The following is a 15,811-nucleotide window of genomic DNA, read 5'->3' as shown; positions in this document are numbered from 1 at the left end:
GGATGAGCATCCTTCGCAGAAACAACGTCCGTGTCACCGGACGCGCCTCCGGCCGCACGGTCGTCCTGGCCCACGGGTTCGGTTGCGACCAGAACATGTGGCGCCTGGTCGAGCCCGTCCTGGCCGAGAACTTCCGGGTGGTGCTCTTCGACTACGTGGGCGCCGGCCGCTCCGACCTCTCGGCCTGGGAGGAGGAGCGCTACTCCCGCCTCGACGGCTACGCCCGTGACGTGGTGGAGGTCTGCGAGGCGCTGGACCTGCGGGACGCCGTCCTCGTCGGCCACTCCGTGAGCGCGATGGTCGGCGTGCTGGCCCGGGCCGCGGCCCCGGAACGGATCGGCTCCCTGGTCATGGTGTGCCCCTCCCCGTGCTACATCGACGAGGACGGCTACCGCGGCGGCTTCAGCGCACAGGACATCGACGAGCTCCTGGAGTCACTGGAGTCGAACTACCTGGGCTGGTCGGCGACCATGGCCCCCGTCATCATGGGCAACCCGGACCGGCCCGAGCTCGGCGAGGAGCTCACCAACAGCTTCTGCGCCACCGACCCCGACATCGCCCGGGTCTTCGCACGCACGACGTTCCTGTCCGACAGCCGCTCGGACCTCGGGGCCGTGACCGTGCCCACGTTGATCCTGGAGTGCGCCCAGGACGCCATCGCGCCCCCGGAGGTCGGCGCGTACGTCCACTCCGCGATACCCGGCAGCCGGCTGGTCACCCTCGACGCCACCGGTCACTGCCCCCAGCTCAGCGCTCCCGAGGCCACCGCCTCGGCGATCTCCGCCTTCGTCTCGGACCTCACCTGATGAGCAGCGCGGCGGGTGACTCCGGCTCCGGCAGGGGCATACCGGGCACGGACGCGGCCTTCAGCGCGCTGTTGGAGGACTCCGCCGAGGACCTGTACGAGTCGGCGCCGTGCGGCTACCTGTCCACGCTGATGGACGGCACCATCGCCAAGATCAACGCCACTCTGCTGGGCTGGCTCGGCCTGTCCCGCGACGAGGTGGTGGGGCGGATGAGCTTCAGCGACCTGCTCACGGTCGGCGGCAGGCTGTACCACGAGACGCACTTCGCCCCGCTGCTGCGGATGCAGGGACACCTCGGCGGCATCGCCCTGGAGATGAGGACCGCGGCGGGCCCCCGGCTCCCGGTGCTGGTCACCTCCACCGTCAAGACGACCGAGGCCGGCGAACCCCTGCTGATCAGGACCACCGTCTTCGACGCCACCGACCGGCGGGCCTACGAGAAGGAACTGCTGCGTGCCCGCCGCGCGGCCGACGAGGCCCGCCGGCAGGCCGAGGCCGACCGCGCGCGGCTGCGGGAGGCGCTGGCCGTGCTCCAGCAGAGCCTGCTGCCGGCCGTCCTGCCCGACATCCCCGGCATGGAGACCGCCTCCCACTACCACATCGCCTCCGACGTCCAGCTGGGCGGCGACTTCTACGACCTGTTCCCGCTCGACGACGACCGGTTCGCCTTCTTCCTCGGCGACGTGTGCGGCAAGGGGCCCCAAGCCGCCGCGCTCACCTCCCTCACCCGCTACACCCTGCGCGCCGCCGCGCTCCACGACCCCGATCCCGCCGCCGGCCTGAGTGTCCTCAACACCGTCCTGCTGGACCGGTACACCGGGGACGACCCGCGGTACTGCACCGCCGTGGCCGGGGTGCTGGAGCGCGCCGGGGACACGACGCACGTCCACCTGGCCTCCGGCGGCCACCCTCCCGCGCTCGTCCTGCGCGGGGACGGGCGGGTGGACCACCTCTCCACCCGGGGCGGCATGCTGATCGGCGCGCTGCCCGCGGCGCAGTTCGTCTCCGTCCGCACCGCACTGCACCCGGGCGACACGCTGCTGCTCTACACCGACGGCCTCACCGAGGCCCGTGTCGGTGACAGCCGGGAACTGTACGGTGACGAGGCCCTGGAGTCCTTCGCCGCCGACCTGGCCCCCGCGTCCGCCCGCCGTGTGATCGACGCCCTGACCGCGCTGCTGCACGGCTTCGGCGACGGACTGGGCGACGACACCGCCCTGCTCGCACTCGGCCTCCCCGCCCGCACCGCCACCGGATCCGAAACACCAGAATGAAGCCCCTGACGATCACCGCGTCGCACGTCCCCGCCGGCCTCGTCCTCGAGGTCGCCGGCGACCTCGACTACACCAACGCGCAGCGGCTGCGCCACGCAGCGCAGGAGACGGCGCTCCCACCCGGCCGGCGTCTCGTGGTCGACCTGAGCGAGTTGGAGTTCTGCGACTCGAGCGGCATCACGGCACTGATCGCCGTGCGCAACCACGCCCTCGCGACCGGGAGCGAGATGGTGCTGGTGGCCGTGCCGGCCGGCACGAGGCGCCTGCTGCACATGACCGGCCTGGACCAGGTGTTCGACATGCGCGACGACCCGCGCTCCCTCACCGGCCGCTGACGGACGCCCCCTGACGCGGGAAACCCCAGCCCACGGCACCGGCGCATCCGCCGGACCGCGATCCCCAGGCGTGTGATCGGTGCATCCGGGAACCCGGAATGCACCGATCCGCCAGCCGGGTGATCTCGAGCCCCGGCCGGCACGGTACATGACTACGGGCAAGGGGACGAGCGGTGACGGTGCGTATCGGGGCAGAGGAAGAGTTCCATGTGCTGGACGTGGAGAGCGGCGGACTCGTGCCACGCGCCGACGCGCTGCTCGAACGGCTCGGCAGAACCGGCTTCACGCGCGAGCTGCAGCAGTCGGTGGTGGAGAGCAACAGCCGGGTCCACGACACCCTCGACGACCTCTACGCGGACCTGACCGGAGCGAGGCGCCGGCTGGACGCGGTCGCCTCCTCCGTCGGACTGGCGGTCGTGGCCGCCGGCACCGTCCCGCTGGCCCGCGTCACCTCACGGGACGTCACCGCGGACCCCCGCTACCGGCGCATGGTCGACGACTACCGCCGGGTCGCCGACGAACAGCTCATCTGCAGCGCGCAGATCCATGTCGACGTACCCGACCGGGACACCGCCGTGCGCGCCATGTGCCTGGTCTCGCCGTGGCTGCCGCCGCTGCTCGCCCTGTCGGCCAGTTCGCCGTTCTGGCTCGGTTCCGACACCGGCTACGCCAGCTGGCGCACCATGCTGTGGCAGCGCTGGCCGACCGCGGGCCCCGCCGGCTGCTACGAGGACGCGGCCCAGTACGACGCCGCCGTGGAGGAGCTGATCAGCTCGGGCGTCATCAGCGACCCCGGGATGCTCTACCACGACGTCCGGCCCTCGGCCCATCAGCGCACGCTGGAACTGCGCATCTGCGACGCCTGCCCCCGCGTCGAGACCGTGGTGCTGGTCGCCGGGCTCTTCCGCGCGCTGGTGCGCGACGCCCGCGACCGCCTGGAGCGCGGCGAGGAGTCCCGCTGCGACGGACACCACGAGTGGCTGCGCGCCGCCACCTGGCGCGCCGCGCGCTCGGGCCTCGAAGGACAGCTCGTCGACCCGGCGACCCGCCGCGCGGCCCCGGCCCCCGTGGTGCTGCACGGCCTGCTGAACCGGCTGCGTCCCGCCCTGGAGGCGTCCGGCGACTGGACCACCGTCCGCGGCCTGCTCGAGGAGGCCCTCGTCACGGGGAGCGCGGCGCACCGCCTGCGGCGGACGGCGCAGGACGAGGACCTGCTCGCCAGCATCGACCTGATGGTCGCCGAGACCCGCGGCGGCCGCATCGCGCCCTCCGCCTCCGGCCGCCGCCCCCGGCGCCCCTCCGCCCGGCCGGCCGTCTCCCGCACCACCCGCGCCCACGTCCGCACGCCCGCGGCCCCGGGCCCGACCGGCTGACCCGGCGAGGCCGTCACGGCGCCGGCCCGTGGCCGTCCCCCACACCCCTGCGCGTTCCCGCGCGCAGCCGACCAAGGAGAGTGTCACACCGTCATGTCCAGTACGCGTACGTCCACCCACCAGGCCCCGGAACCATCCCCGGAGGGCGATGCTCCCTGCCCGTCCGCCGGGCGGGCGCCCGCACCGGGGCGCGGACAGCGGCTCCAGGGCTGTGTGCTGCCGCCCTGCCGAGGCGCGGCCTCCGGGGGAAGGAGGGCCCTCTGATGTGCGGGCTCAGCGGTGAGATACGTTTCGACGGCGGTCGCCCGGACGTCGCGGCGGTGGAGCGCATGACCGACCGGCTCGCACCGCGCGGCCCCGACGGACGCGGCCTGTGGGCACAGGGGCCGGTGGCCCTCGGACACCGCCGATTGAAGATCATCGACCTGTCGGACAGCGGCGCCCAGCCCATGACCGACCCGCGCGGCCGGATCGCCGGCGTGTTCAACGGCTGTGTCTACAACTACCGCGAACTGCGCGACCAACTGCACGCGCTCGGCCACAGCTTCTTCTCGGAGTCCGACACCGAGGTGGTGCTCAAGGCCTACCGGCAGTGGGGCACGGCGTGCGTCGAGCGCTTCCGGGGCATGTTCGCCTTCGCGATCGTCGAGCAGGACACCGGGCGCGTCGTCCTGGCCCGCGACCGGCTCGGGATCAAGCCGCTCTACCTGTCCGGGACGCCCGAGCGCCTGAGGTTCGCCTCCTCCCTGCCCGCACTCCTCGCGGCCGGCGGCGTCGACACCTCGCTCGACCCGGTCGCCCTGCACCAGTACCTCAGCTGGCACGCCACCGTCGCCGCGCCCCGCACGGTCCTCGACGGCGTGCGCAAGCTGCCCCCGGCCACCGTGCGGGTCGTCGAGCCCGACGGCAGCCACCACGACCACCGCTACTGGCAGCCCGCCTACACCCGCCGCCCCGAACACGCCGGCCTGAGCGCCGACGACTGGACGGACGCGGTCCTGGACGCCCTGCGCACCGCCGTGCGCCGCCGCATGGTCGCCGACGTGCCGGTCGGCGTGCTGCTCTCCGGCGGCCTGGACTCCAGCCTCATCGTCGCCCTGCTGGCCGACGAGGGGCAGCACGACCTCGCGACCTTCAGCGTCGGCTTCGAGTCCGAGGGCGACGAGGAGGGCGACGAGTTCCACTACTCCGACCTCGTGGCCCGGCACTTCGACACCCGTCACCACCAGCTCATGGTCCCCTCCGACCGGGTCGCCGGCGCCCTGGACGGAGCGGTCCGGGCCATGAGCGAACCCATGATGAGCCACGACGTGGTGGCCTTCCACCTGCTGTCCGAGCAGGTGGCCAAGGAGGTCAAGGTCGTCCAGAGCGGCCAGGGCGCCGACGAGGTGTTCGCCGGCTACCACTGGTACCCGGAGATGGCCGGTGTGCCGCGCACACGCGCCGCCGAGGCGTACATCGACACCTACTTCGACCGCTCGCACACCGAACTCGCCCGGGTGCTCCACCCCGACCTGCTGCCCGACCGCGACACCTCCGCCGAGTTCGTGCGCGCCCACATGGCGGCCGACGGCGCCGAGACGGCCCTCGACGCCGACCTCCGCCTCGACACGCACGTGATGATGGTCGACGACCCGGTCAAACGGGTCGACAACATGACGATGGACTGGGGCCTGGAGGCCCGGGTGCCGTTCCTCGACCACGAACTGGTCGAACTGGCCGCCGCCTGCCCGCCGGAGCTGAAACTCGCCGACGGCGGCAAGGGCGTCCTGAAGGCCGCCGGCCGCAAGGTCCTCCCGCGCCAGGTCGTCGACCGGCCCAAAGGCTACTTCCCGGTCCCGGCGATCAAGCACATGGCCGGTCCCGTGCTCCAGCGGGTCCGTGAGGCCCTCACCGCCCCCGAGGCCAGGGCCCGCGGCGTCTTCCGGGAGGAGTACGTCACCGAACTGCTCACCGCACCCGACGCGCACCGCACCAGGCGAGGGGCGAACGCGCTGTGGCAGATTGCGTTGCTGGAGATATGGCTGCAGACGCACGGAATCCGCTGACGGAAGCGGGGCCGGTCACGGCGGCCGCCGCCCCGAACGGCGCCGGCCCCCCGCGCATCCCGCGGCCGACGGCCGACGTCGGTGCCTCGGCCCCCCACCACGCACCGGAGGCCCTGCTCCTCGCGGACACCTCGGCGCCGTACGGTGCTCCGCTCGAGCCCGCCCACGGCTGCTGGTACCCCTCGGCGGACCCCGGGGGCCGGCACGTCGCCTTCGTCTGCGACCGGGCCGGGGTGCCGCAGCTGTGGACCGGCCCCGTGGACGGCGCGGAGGTGCACCTGCTCGACGCCGACCCGCATCCGGTCACCGAGGTGTCCTGGTCCCCGGACGGCCACTGGATCGCCTACACCACGGCTCCGGGCGGCGGCGAACTCACCCGCGTCCTGTGCGTACGCCCGGACGGCACCGGGCGGCACCTGCTGGCCGGCGGCGAGGTCGGCACGTCCGCGCTCCTGGGCTGCTGGCAGCACGACGGCTCGGCGGTCGCGGTGACGGTCACCGACCCCGTCCCGCCGCGCTCCGCGCACGCCGGCCCGACGGCCCCGGAGCCGCCGAGCGCGTCCGAGGCCGCCCACCGCGACGGCCATGCCGTCCTGCTGGACGCCCCGGCGTCCTGGCGCACGGCCGGACGGGGCCCCGCGGACGAGGTCGCGTCCGTCCAGGAACCGGCACCGAGGACCCTCTCCGCGTACCTCGTCGACCCGGAGGGGGTCGGTGCGCCCGTGCTGCTCGCGAGCGAACGCGGCGCGTCCACCCTGCGGGTGTGCGACCTCAGCCGGGACGGCCGGCTCGCCCTCCTCTACCGGGGACCGCGAGGCCGCCGGGAGGCCCTCGTCGTCCGCACCCGCGACCGGGCGGTGACCTGCGCGCTGCCGGTCGCCGACGGCGACCCGTGGATCGGCGGCTTCTCCCCGGACGCGGGCACACTGTGGCTGCGCAGCGACGGCGGCCGGGAGCACGCCGCCCTCGTCGCCGCCCGCCTGGACCCGCAAGGACAGTTGCTCGGCACCACGGTGGTGGCACAACGACCGGACTGCGACCTCGAGTTGCTCGCCCTGGGACGCGACGCGCGACGCGCGGTGCTGGTGTGGAACGTGCGCGGGGTGAGCGAGTTGGAGATGGTCGGCCTGACCGCGGCAGGCCGCGGACCGGACGCCTCCGCGTCCCCCGGAGCCGCGCCGTCCGGGACCGCCCCCGCGTCGGCCGGAGCCGCGCGGACCGTCACGCTGCCCCACGAGGTGGTCACGCGCATCGCGCCCACCGCCGACCCCGACGCCCCCGTCGTGGCGCTGTCCGGGTCCCGGCGGCATCCCGGCGTGTGGTGGCTGCCCCACGGGCTGCCGCTGCGCACGCCGTGGTCCTCGCGCGACGAGGACGCGGCCCTGGCGGGGCGCACGCCGGTACGGCCCCTGCCCATGAGCCCCGTGGCCCGCGACGGCCTCGTCCTCGGCGGCTGGTACTACCGCGCGCCGGGCCGCTCACCGGGGGAACCGGCGCCGTGCGTCCTGCACCTGCACGGCGGACCGGAGGAGCAGGAACGCCCGATCCTCGAACCGCTCTACCTCGAGCTGCTCGGCCGGGGCCTGGACGTCTTCGCGCCCAACATCCGGGGCTCCTCCGGCCACGGCCGCTCCTTCGTCGACGCCGACCTGGGCGCGGGGCGGTTCGGCGCGATCGACGACGTCGCGGACTGCGCGGCGCACGCGGTCGTGGAGGGCCTGGCCGATCCCCGGCGGCTGGCCGTGATGGGCCGCTCGTACGGCGGCTACCTGGTGATGGCGTCCCTGGTGTGGCATCCGGAGCTGTTCCGCACCGGTGTCGCGGTCTGCGGCATGTCGGACTTCGCCACCTTCTTCGCCGGGACCGAACCCTGGATCGCCCAGTCCGCCGCCCACAAGTACGGGCACCCGGACCGCGATCGTGACCTGCTGCGCGCGCTGTCCCCGATGAGCCGCATCGAGGCGCTGCGCGCCCCGTTCCTGGCCGTCCACGGCGAGCACGACACCAACGTGCCCCCGGGCGAGTCCGAGCAGTTCGTCCGGGCCGCCAGGGAACGCGGGCTGGAGGCGGAGCTCCTCCTCCTGCGCCACGAGGGCCACGACTTCCGCCGCGCCGACAACCGCCGCCTGTTCCGCCGGACCGCGGCCGACTGGATGGAGCGCCACCTGGTGGACCGGGGCCGTGAGGGTGCCTGACGGGCCCGGTCCCGCGCGGGACCCGGCCGCGGCGGGCGATGTCACAGGTACCTGTCACACTTCAGGGGGCGTGCGGGGAAGCGGCGCGGGTAGTCGCGCGGGTGTGATCGGTGAGTGAAGGCGGACCGGATGGAACCAGTTCCTGTCGACGAGGGGGCCACGGCGCCGGGCGCGTCACGGCTGCGGGCTTCCTACGCCCTGGAGGGGGGCGGCGCGTGGATAGCGCAGGCCCGCCATCTCGCCGCGGCGTTCCTGACGCGGGCCCGGGCGGAGGACGACCTGCCGGTGTCGACCCGCGTGGTGGAGATCACCCAGCTCGTGGTCAGCGAGCTGGTCACCAACGCCCGTAAGTACGCGCCCGGCCCCGTCCGGCTGGATCTGCGCGTCCTCGACGACGCCCTGGAGGTGGTGGTCCGGGACGGCAGTTCCGTGCTGCCGGTGCCCAGGGCCGCGGATCCGGGCCGGGTCGGCCAGCACGGGCTGGAGATCGTGATGGCCGTCGCCCAGGAGCTGGACGTGCGGCAGGAGCCGACCGGCAAACGCGTCACGGCCCGCATCTCCCTCCTCGACACCCCGGCCGCCGGTTAGTGCTCCGACCGGGCTGACGCCCTCGTCCTCCGGCCTCGACGTCGACCCCACGGCACCCCTCGCGGAGAGCCGGGCGACGGCGCCTGCGCGCGGACGGCGCAGCGCCGTGAGGAGCAGGCCGGCGACCGGACCGACACGGCCCTGCTGCACCGGCCGTTCGACCACACGGCCGGCTTCGGCACCGGGGACCTGCATGCCGGGGGCCGGGTCGCGATCCTCCCGGCGGCCACCCCCTCGGCGTCCGCCCCCACCCGCGGCTCGTCGAGACCACCGGCCCCCCGGGCGGCCCCGGCTCCCAGGTGCGCGACCGCACACGACTCACCCGGCTCATCGCCCTCGGCCGTGCCCGCGTCGTCGTCCCGGAGGCGGGCGGCACCGGTCTACGCAAAAGCATCGCCCCGGACCGGTTCCCGAGGCCCCGCGGTCATCGCCCGACCCCCGTACGGTCGTTCGACACGTCGAACGGTAGGTGAGGGGCCGGCTCGGGAAACCCCGCGCCACGCGGGACCGAGGGAAGGTTCGCGCTCGATGCTCCGGTAGACGGCGGCCCTCCCGGGTACTCGCCGCAACGTGAAAGGAGGTCCGACATGAGCACCGTCAAGGAAGCAGTGGAAGTCGAAGTTCCGGTTCGCACCGCCTACAACCAGTGGACCCAGTTCGAGGAGTTCCCGAACTTCATGGAGGGCGTCGAGGAGATCACACAGCTCGACGACCGCCACAACCACTGGACCACCAAGATCGGCGGCGTACGGCGGGAGTTCGACACCGAGATCGTCGACCAGCTCCCTGACGAGCGGATTACCTGGCGCACCACCAGCGGCGACATCCAGCAGAAGGGCATGGTCCGCTTCCAGCGCGTGGACGACACGCACACCCGAGTGGAACTCGTCATGGACGTCGAACCGAGCGGAATGGCGGAGAAGGCCGCGGACATGCTGGGGACGATCGACCGGCGCGTCAAGGGCGACATGCGGCGCTTCAAGGACTACATCGAGCAACAGGGGGATGAGTCCGGGGCCTGGCGCGGCCGCATCACACCCGGCTGAGCGCGATCGGCTCGACGCCACCGCGGTGGGGCCGTGTCGTCCGTACGCGCGCCTCACCGCGGTGCGTCGGCCCACCGAGAAGCCTTCCGGGCCGTCTCTCGCCGGTCACCGGCAGGTGACCGGCACGACCGCGTAGAAGTTCCAGACGGATTCGTGGCGGATGCGTCCGCCCGCGAGTGCGGCTCGTGGAAAGGCAGGTGCACCCGACTGCGGAACCGGGTGGTCGACGGCGCCGGGGGCGCGGGTCTTCACCGCTCTGCTCGCTCAGGCGACGCCGGGGGCGACCTGGAGCGGGGTGGTCGCGGTCGACTCCACGACCGCGCGCCGGAACGCCGCCGGGGCCACGAAGAAGGGCCTCCGGCCGGCGAGCCCGCCCGTCGTGCGAGCGGACGCTCCCGCTGCGGGCCGACCGCGAAGACCCACCCTGCCGCGGGCAGCCGCTGCCACCCGTCGTGCTCCGTCCTCGACTCCCGGTCAAGCGGGCGGCGCACCCGCGATTCGAGTACCTCCCGGTCGTCCCGCACACCCTCAGGGCCGCCGGCCGCCCGTCGGCGGAGGACCGCCGCCGGCTTCCGGGCGGGCCGCGCCGAGCAGCCGCGGCAACGGCGGCCGGGGTACAGCGCCGGGACGGTGCCGGGCCACGGCGGAGGTCTCGCTCACCCCCTCGTCCGCCACCTGCCGCCCCGCGCGGCCGACCGCGTAGCCGGCAGGTGCCGTACGTCGCGGTGGAGCGTGCCCCGCCAGCCGGCGACCGCGCGCTCGCGGTCCCGCGGGGCGGTCCGCCCCCGGAGCCCTCGACGAGCGAACAGCCGGCCCCCGCCGCCCTGCCCACCGGGCACGGGGGCCCGGAGGGCGTGCGGAACAATCGTGTGCGCGGCGGAGTTGTCGTTGCTGAACGCGATCAGCGGTGATCGATGACGGTCGACAGCGCGTCCGGCGCGAGCCGGACGAACCAGCCGGAGACCCGGGAGAAAGGCGAGACGAGATGACCAGGACCGAGGAGAGGGCGCTGCTCGCGGGCGGCTGCTTCTGGGGCATGCAGGAGCTGATCCGCACGTTCCCGGGCGTGCTGACCACGCGGGTGGGCTACAGCGGCGGCGACGTGCCCAACGCCACCTACCGCAATCACGGGACCCACGCCGAGTCGATCGAGATCACGTACGACCCCGCGGTCACCGACTACCGCACGATCCTGGAGTACTTCTTCCAGATCCACGACCCGACCACGAAGAACCGCCAGGGCAACGACATCGGCCTGAGCTACCGCTCCGCCATCTTCTACCTCGACGACGAGCAGAAGCGCATCGCCGAGGAGACGATCGCCGACGTCGACGCGTCGGGACTGTGGCCGGGGGCCGTGGTGACCGAGGTGGCCCCGGCCGGCCCGTTCTGGGAGGCCGAGCCGGAGCACCAGGACTACCTGCAGCGCTACCCGGACGGCTACACCTGCCACTTCGTGCGCCCCGGCTGGCGCCTGCCGAAGCGCGCGGAGTCCTGAACCGGGGCCCACGGCCCGGGAGGCCGGGGCCCACGGCGTGGAAGGAGGGGCGTGCCCGCCCCTCCTTCGCGTCCGGGCCGGGACGGACGCCGGTCAGCCGAACTGGCCGGGCCGGTAGTCGCCGGCGGGCTGCTGGTTGATGACGTTGATGCGGTTGTAGGCGTTGATGACGGCGATCAGGGAGACCAACGCGACGAGCTGGTCCTCGTCGTAGTGCTTGGCCGCGTCCGCCCAGGCCTCGTCCGTGACCCCGCCGGCCGCGTCGGCGATGCGGGTGCCCTGTTCCGTCAGTTCCAGCGCGGCGCGCTCGGCGTCGGTGAAGACCGTCGCCTCCCGCCACGCCGCCACCAGGTTGAGGCGCTGCTGGGTCTCCCCGGCCGCCGCGGCGTCCTTGGTGTGCATGTCGGTGCAGAAGCCGCAGCCGTTGATCTGGCTGGCCCGGATCTTCACCAGTTCCTGGGTCGCGGCCGGCAGCGTCGAGTCCGACACGGCCTTGCCCGCCGAGTTGATGTGCTTGAGGAGCTTGGCCCCGAGGGCGTTGCCGAAGAAGTCGAGACGTGCGTCCATGATGAGCTCCTTGGTCAGCTTTGCGGTGTACACAGCACTGACGGGTCGGCCCCACCGTGTGTGACAGGAACGCGGGTGTGACCTACGTCTCTTTGCCGGGCGGCGCCGTGCGACGCGTCGTCCGCGGCGCGCCGGACGACCGATAACCTGGCCGAGTGGACGGGGAGCGGAGCGTCGGTGAGTGAGCGTCGGGAACGCGACTGGACGGACATGACGCCCGGGGACTTCGACCGCGACGCCCCGCTGTGCCTCAACGTGGGAACCGGCCCCGTGGTGGTGCCGGCCGAGCCGGACGAGTACGGCACGGCGCCGCTGTTCGGGGAGGAGACCCCGGTGCGGCGCCCCGGACCGCCCCGTGCCCCGCGCCGGGCCGCCCCCGCCGAGCAGGGGCGGCTGTTCTGATCCGGGCGCGGGGCGTCACGCTCAGGGGAGCCGGACGACCTCGGGCGGGGTGGTGTCCGTTCCCGACGCGGGGGCGTCCGCGTCATTGGTGACGATGTGTGGTCGCAGTAGCCGACCGGTGCCCACGCCTCGTGCTCCTCCATCGAGTCGGCGACCCTGTGGGCCGCGTGCTCGACGAACAGGCCCGTGGCGAGGGCGTCGTCGCCGTCGACGACGACGGAGCCGGTGGCGCGGCCCGGGCCGGCACCGCCGATGCGGATGAACACGTCCTGCATGGTGGCCGGGTTGGCGGAGTGGTCCGCGGAGGAGCCGTCCGGGCCGATCCGCGGCAGGGTGCCCGAGGTGACCGGTCCCGCGTCGATCAGGAAGCCGGCCGGCCGGGCACCGTCGACGTCCGCCACGCGCATGGCGTCGATCCCGCCGTCCGGGACGATCGTCGCCAGACCGAGCCCGGGCGCGACCGTGCCGGCGCGGTCGACCTCGACGGTCTCGTCGATGTGGTGAACCCCCGGCGTGAACAGCGGGTCGAGGCCTTGGTCGAGAGCCGCGTCGACGGTCGCGGCCGTGGCACCGGGCCTGACCGCGTAGAACCGGTCGGGGGCAGCGAGGTGCCGCCGGTGTCGGCGGGCCAGGGGACACCGCGCGCGCCGGTGCGCTTGGCGGGCGCGAACACCCTGTACTCGTCGCCGGCGAGACGGGGGAACGGCTTCTCGCGGGGGACCGGGGTGGTGCCGAACGTGGTGTACGGGCCGGTCGCGAAGTCGGTCGCCGGAGCGCCCTGGACACCCGAGAACGTCATGTTCCCCACGCCGTTGGCCCAGCCGCCGACGGAGCTGTCCCGCGTGTACCGCTGCCGCTGGGAGTACCCCCGGATGCGAATCGGTGCACGGGCGCCCGCAGGGGGCGCGTGTCGCGCCGGATCCGCATGCCTCGACTCCCGGGACGGGGGTACGAGAGCGGGGCGGCGGATCCGGCGGGGGCGGAGAAGGGGAGTGCGGAGCGCGGTGCCCCGGAGGGGAGGGGTCACCTCGTCGGAGGGGGCTCGCCGCGGGAGCGGTCCCTCCGTGAGGCGTTGGCGGCGCCCGGTGCACCTTTCGGGCGCTTTGCCCCGTTCGATCGCCCGCAGTCGACAACCGAACGCACGGCCACCCGTCCGTGGCCGGTCCGAACGTGGAGGAGTGTCATCCCATGAGCGAGGCCAACCCCGTCAAGCGGGTGGCGAAGAAGATCGCCGGAAGCCTGCAGGACTCCGTGTCGGCCCCGGCCGACGGGATTCCCGGACGGCCGGGCCCCCAGCCGCCGACCGTGGCCGAGCCGACCGAGCCCCGCGAGCCGCTGCCGCCGAAGCCGGACCAGAGCGGCCCGGACGGCATGTCGCCCACCGGCCAGCCGACCGGGGCCGACCGGGCCAGGACGGCGCAGTCCGGGAGCTACCTGACGAACGCGCAGGGAACGCGGCTGTACGACACCGACCACTCGCTCAAGGCGGGCCCGCGCGGCCCCGTGCTGCTCCAGGACCACCACCTGCGCGAGAAGATCATGCACTTCGACCACGAGCGCATCCCGGAGCGCGTGGTCCACGCCCGCGGCGCGGGCGCGCACGGGGTCTTCCGGAGCTACGGCACGGCGGCCTCCGTGACCAGGGCGGGATTCCTCGCCCCGGACGTCGAGACGCCGGTGTTCGTGCGGTTCTCCACGGTGGTCGGCTCGCGGGGGTCCGCGGACACCGTGCGCGACACCCGCGGATTCGCGACGAAGTTCTACACCAGCGAGGGCGTCTTCGACCTGGTCGGCAACAACATCCCGGTCTTCTTCATCCAGGACGCCATCAAGTTCCCCGACGTCGTCCACGCCGCGAAGCCGCACCCCGACCGGGAGATCCCGCAGGCGCAGAGCGCGCACGACACCTTCTGGGACTTCGTCTCGCTGCACACCGAGGCGACCCACCACACCATCTTCTTCATGGGCGACCGCGGCATCCCGCGCTCCTACCGGATGATGGAGGGCTTCGGCGTCCACACCTTCCGGCTGGTCGACGCCGAGGGCGCCACGACACTGGTGAAGTTCCACTGGAAGCCGAAGCTGGGCGTGCACTCCCTGGTGTGGGACGAGGCGCAGCTGATCAACGGCGTCGACCCGGACTTCCACCGCCGGGACCTCGCCGACGCCATCGAGGCGGGCGCCTACCCGCAGTGGGAGCTGGGCATCCAGACCTTCCCCGACACCCCGGAGCAGACCTTCGAGGGCATCGATCTGCTGGACCCGACGAACATCGTCCCCGAGGAACTCGCCCCGGTGCAGCCGGTCGGGCTGATGACCCTCAACCGCAACCCGTCCAACTTCTTCGCCGAGACGGAGCAGGTCGCCTTCCACGTCGGTCACCTCGTGCCCGGCATCGACGTCACCGACGACCCGCTGCTCGCGGGACGGCTGTTCTCGTACCTGGACACGCAGATCACGCGCCTGGGCGGTCCCAACTTCCCGCAGCTGCCGATCAACCGGCCGCACGCACCGGTCAACGACATGCTGCGCGACGGCGTGCACCAGACGGCCGTGCACCGGGGCGTGGCGCCCTACCGGCCCAACTCCCTGGACGGCGGCTGCCCGTTCACCGCGGGCGCGGACACCGGGGCGTACACCGAGGCGCCGGTGCGCGTGCCGGAGGCGAGGAAGGTGCGGGAGGCGCCGGAGTCGTTCGCCGACCACTTCAGCCAGCCCAGGCGGTTCTGGCTGAGCATGAGCCCGGTGGAGCGCGAGCACATCATCGGCGCCTACACCTTCGAGCTGGGCAGGTGCTACGAACAGGCCATCAGGGAACGGACGCTCCAGGTCCTGGCCAACATCGACCCCGAGCTGTGCGCCGGCGTCGCCGAGGGCCTCGGCCTGCCCGCTCCGCAGCCGACGGTGCCCCTGGCCGACGTCGAACCGAGCCCGGCCCTCTCGCAGGTCGGGCGGACCTGGCCGGTGGACGGCCGCGTCATCGGCATCGTCGCCGGCCCGGACGGCGACCTCGACGGCGTGCACGCGGTGCGCGAGGCGGTGCTCGAAGCCGGCATGGTGCCCCTGGTCGTCGCGCCGACCGGCGGCGCGCTCGGCACGGGCGAGGGCGCGCTGACGGCACAGCGCAGCTACGTCACCGCGCGTTCCGTCGAGTTCGACGCCGTCCTGCTGGCCGGCGCGCCGGCCGTGGGCGACGACGCGTACGGCGCGCGCGACGCCAAGGGCGAGCCCTCGGCCGCACGGCTGACGACGATCGACCCGCGGATCGACCTGCTGCTGTCCGAGGCGTTCCGGCACGGCAAGGCGATCGGCGCGTGGGCGGGCGGCGAGGCGGCCCTCGAGGCGGCCGGCGTCCCCACCGACGCGCCCGGCGTCGTCGTCACCGACTCCGGCCCCGCCGCCCTCGGGCGGGTCCGCGAGCTGCTGGGCTCGCACCGGGTCTGGGAGCGCTTCACCACCCGGGCCTGACGCCCCGGCCGCGGCCGTCCGCACGGACGCGATCACGGCCGCGGCGGGGCTCACGCCACCGGCGCCCGTACCGCCGCTCCGGGGTACCGACGGGCGCCGGTGAGTCCCCCCGCGGCCTGCCCGGCCGCGGACCGCCGCCCCGCCGCCGGGCAGGCCGTACAGTGGGAAGGACGGCCGTGCCCCCGACGGGTTCCGCTGAACCCGGCCGACG

12 protein-coding genes and 1 pseudogene are annotated in these 15,811 nt (G+C 73.8%); 11 read left to right on the top strand and 2 right to left on the bottom strand.

Annotated elements, in window-relative coordinates:
- The first annotated feature begins 2 nt into the window (after window positions 1-2).
- The 9 genes from FHS37_RS26545 (at window position 3) to msrA (ending at window position 11,163) form a co-directional block, all read left to right on the top strand.
- The gene (locus FHS37_RS26545) at window positions 3-806 is read left to right on the top strand and encodes an alpha/beta fold hydrolase (protein ID WP_184825667.1); all 804 of its coding nucleotides are present in this window, start codon (window positions 3-5) and stop codon (window positions 804-806) included.
- The gene (locus tag FHS37_RS26540; RefSeq protein ID WP_184825665.1) at window positions 806-2,080 is read left to right on the top strand and encodes a PP2C family protein-serine/threonine phosphatase; all 1,275 of its coding nucleotides are present in this window, start codon (window positions 806-808) and stop codon (window positions 2,078-2,080) included. Before FHS37_RS26545 ends, FHS37_RS26540 begins: the two co-directional genes overlap by 1 nt.
- On the top strand, window positions 2,077-2,415 hold the full coding sequence (locus FHS37_RS26535) for an STAS domain-containing protein (protein WP_184825663.1): 339 nt from the start codon (window positions 2,077-2,079) through the stop codon (window positions 2,413-2,415). The genes FHS37_RS26540 and FHS37_RS26535 overlap by 4 nt, the downstream gene beginning before the upstream one ends.
- 173 nt (window positions 2,416-2,588) lie before the next feature.
- Entirely contained in the window at window positions 2,589-3,788 is a 1,200-nt protein-coding gene (locus FHS37_RS26530; protein WP_184825661.1) for a carboxylate-amine ligase, read from the top strand.
- Window positions 3,789-4,051: 263 nt separating this feature from the next.
- Complete coding sequence (locus FHS37_RS26525; RefSeq protein WP_184825659.1) at window positions 4,052-5,836, top strand: N-acetylglutaminylglutamine amidotransferase; 1,785 nt, start codon at window positions 4,052-4,054, stop codon at window positions 5,834-5,836.
- Window positions 5,809-8,031 (top strand): S9 family peptidase, encoded by a 2,223-nt coding sequence (locus FHS37_RS26520; protein WP_184825657.1) that lies wholly within the window; start codon window positions 5,809-5,811, stop codon window positions 8,029-8,031. The genes FHS37_RS26525 and FHS37_RS26520 overlap by 28 nt, the downstream gene beginning before the upstream one ends.
- A gap of 129 nt (window positions 8,032-8,160) precedes the next feature.
- A complete protein-coding gene (locus tag FHS37_RS26515) occupies window positions 8,161-8,619 on the top strand; it encodes an ATP-binding protein (RefSeq protein ID WP_184825655.1) in 459 nt (152 codons plus the stop codon).
- A 587-nt stretch (window positions 8,620-9,206) separates the two neighbouring features.
- Entirely contained in the window at window positions 9,207-9,665 is a 459-nt protein-coding gene (locus FHS37_RS26510; RefSeq protein ID WP_184825653.1) for an SRPBCC family protein, read from the top strand.
- 985 nt (window positions 9,666-10,650) lie between these two features.
- Window positions 10,651-11,163 (top strand): peptide-methionine (S)-S-oxide reductase MsrA, encoded by a 513-nt coding sequence (gene msrA / locus FHS37_RS26505; RefSeq protein WP_184825651.1) that lies wholly within the window; start codon window positions 10,651-10,653, stop codon window positions 11,161-11,163.
- Window positions 11,164-11,256: 93 nt separating this feature from the next.
- On the opposite strand, the gene FHS37_RS26500 is transcribed toward msrA, so the two are convergent.
- Window positions 11,257-11,730 carry a carboxymuconolactone decarboxylase family protein gene (locus FHS37_RS26500; RefSeq protein ID WP_184825649.1) on the bottom strand — a complete coding sequence of 158 codons (474 nt, stop codon included), beginning with the start codon at window positions 11,728-11,730 and terminating at the stop codon, window positions 11,257-11,259.
- A 177-nt stretch (window positions 11,731-11,907) separates the two neighbouring features.
- On the opposite strand from FHS37_RS26500, the gene FHS37_RS26495 reads away from it, so the two are divergent.
- On the top strand, window positions 11,908-12,132 hold the full coding sequence (locus tag FHS37_RS26495; RefSeq protein ID WP_184825647.1) for a hypothetical protein: 225 nt from the start codon (window positions 11,908-11,910) through the stop codon (window positions 12,130-12,132).
- A gap of 86 nt (window positions 12,133-12,218) precedes the next feature.
- On the opposite strand, the pseudogene FHS37_RS39880 reads toward FHS37_RS26495, so the two are convergent.
- Window positions 12,219-12,997: pseudogene (locus tag FHS37_RS39880) on the bottom strand (pectate lyase-like domain-containing protein); the annotation flags it as partial.
- 323 nt (window positions 12,998-13,320) lie between these two features.
- Between FHS37_RS39880 and FHS37_RS26490 the strand changes: the two are divergent.
- Complete coding sequence (locus FHS37_RS26490; protein ID WP_184825645.1) at window positions 13,321-15,600, top strand: catalase; 2,280 nt, start codon at window positions 13,321-13,323, stop codon at window positions 15,598-15,600.
- Window positions 15,601-15,811: the final 211 nt, after the last annotated feature.

Origin of the sequence: Streptomyces griseomycini, from assembly GCF_014203535.1 — a bacterium.
Classification (GTDB): domain Bacteria; phylum Actinomycetota; class Actinomycetes; order Streptomycetales; family Streptomycetaceae; genus Streptomyces; species Streptomyces griseomycini.
The sequence above is the reverse complement of the archived record's forward strand: the minus strand, read 5'-3'. Positions and strand labels throughout refer to the sequence as shown.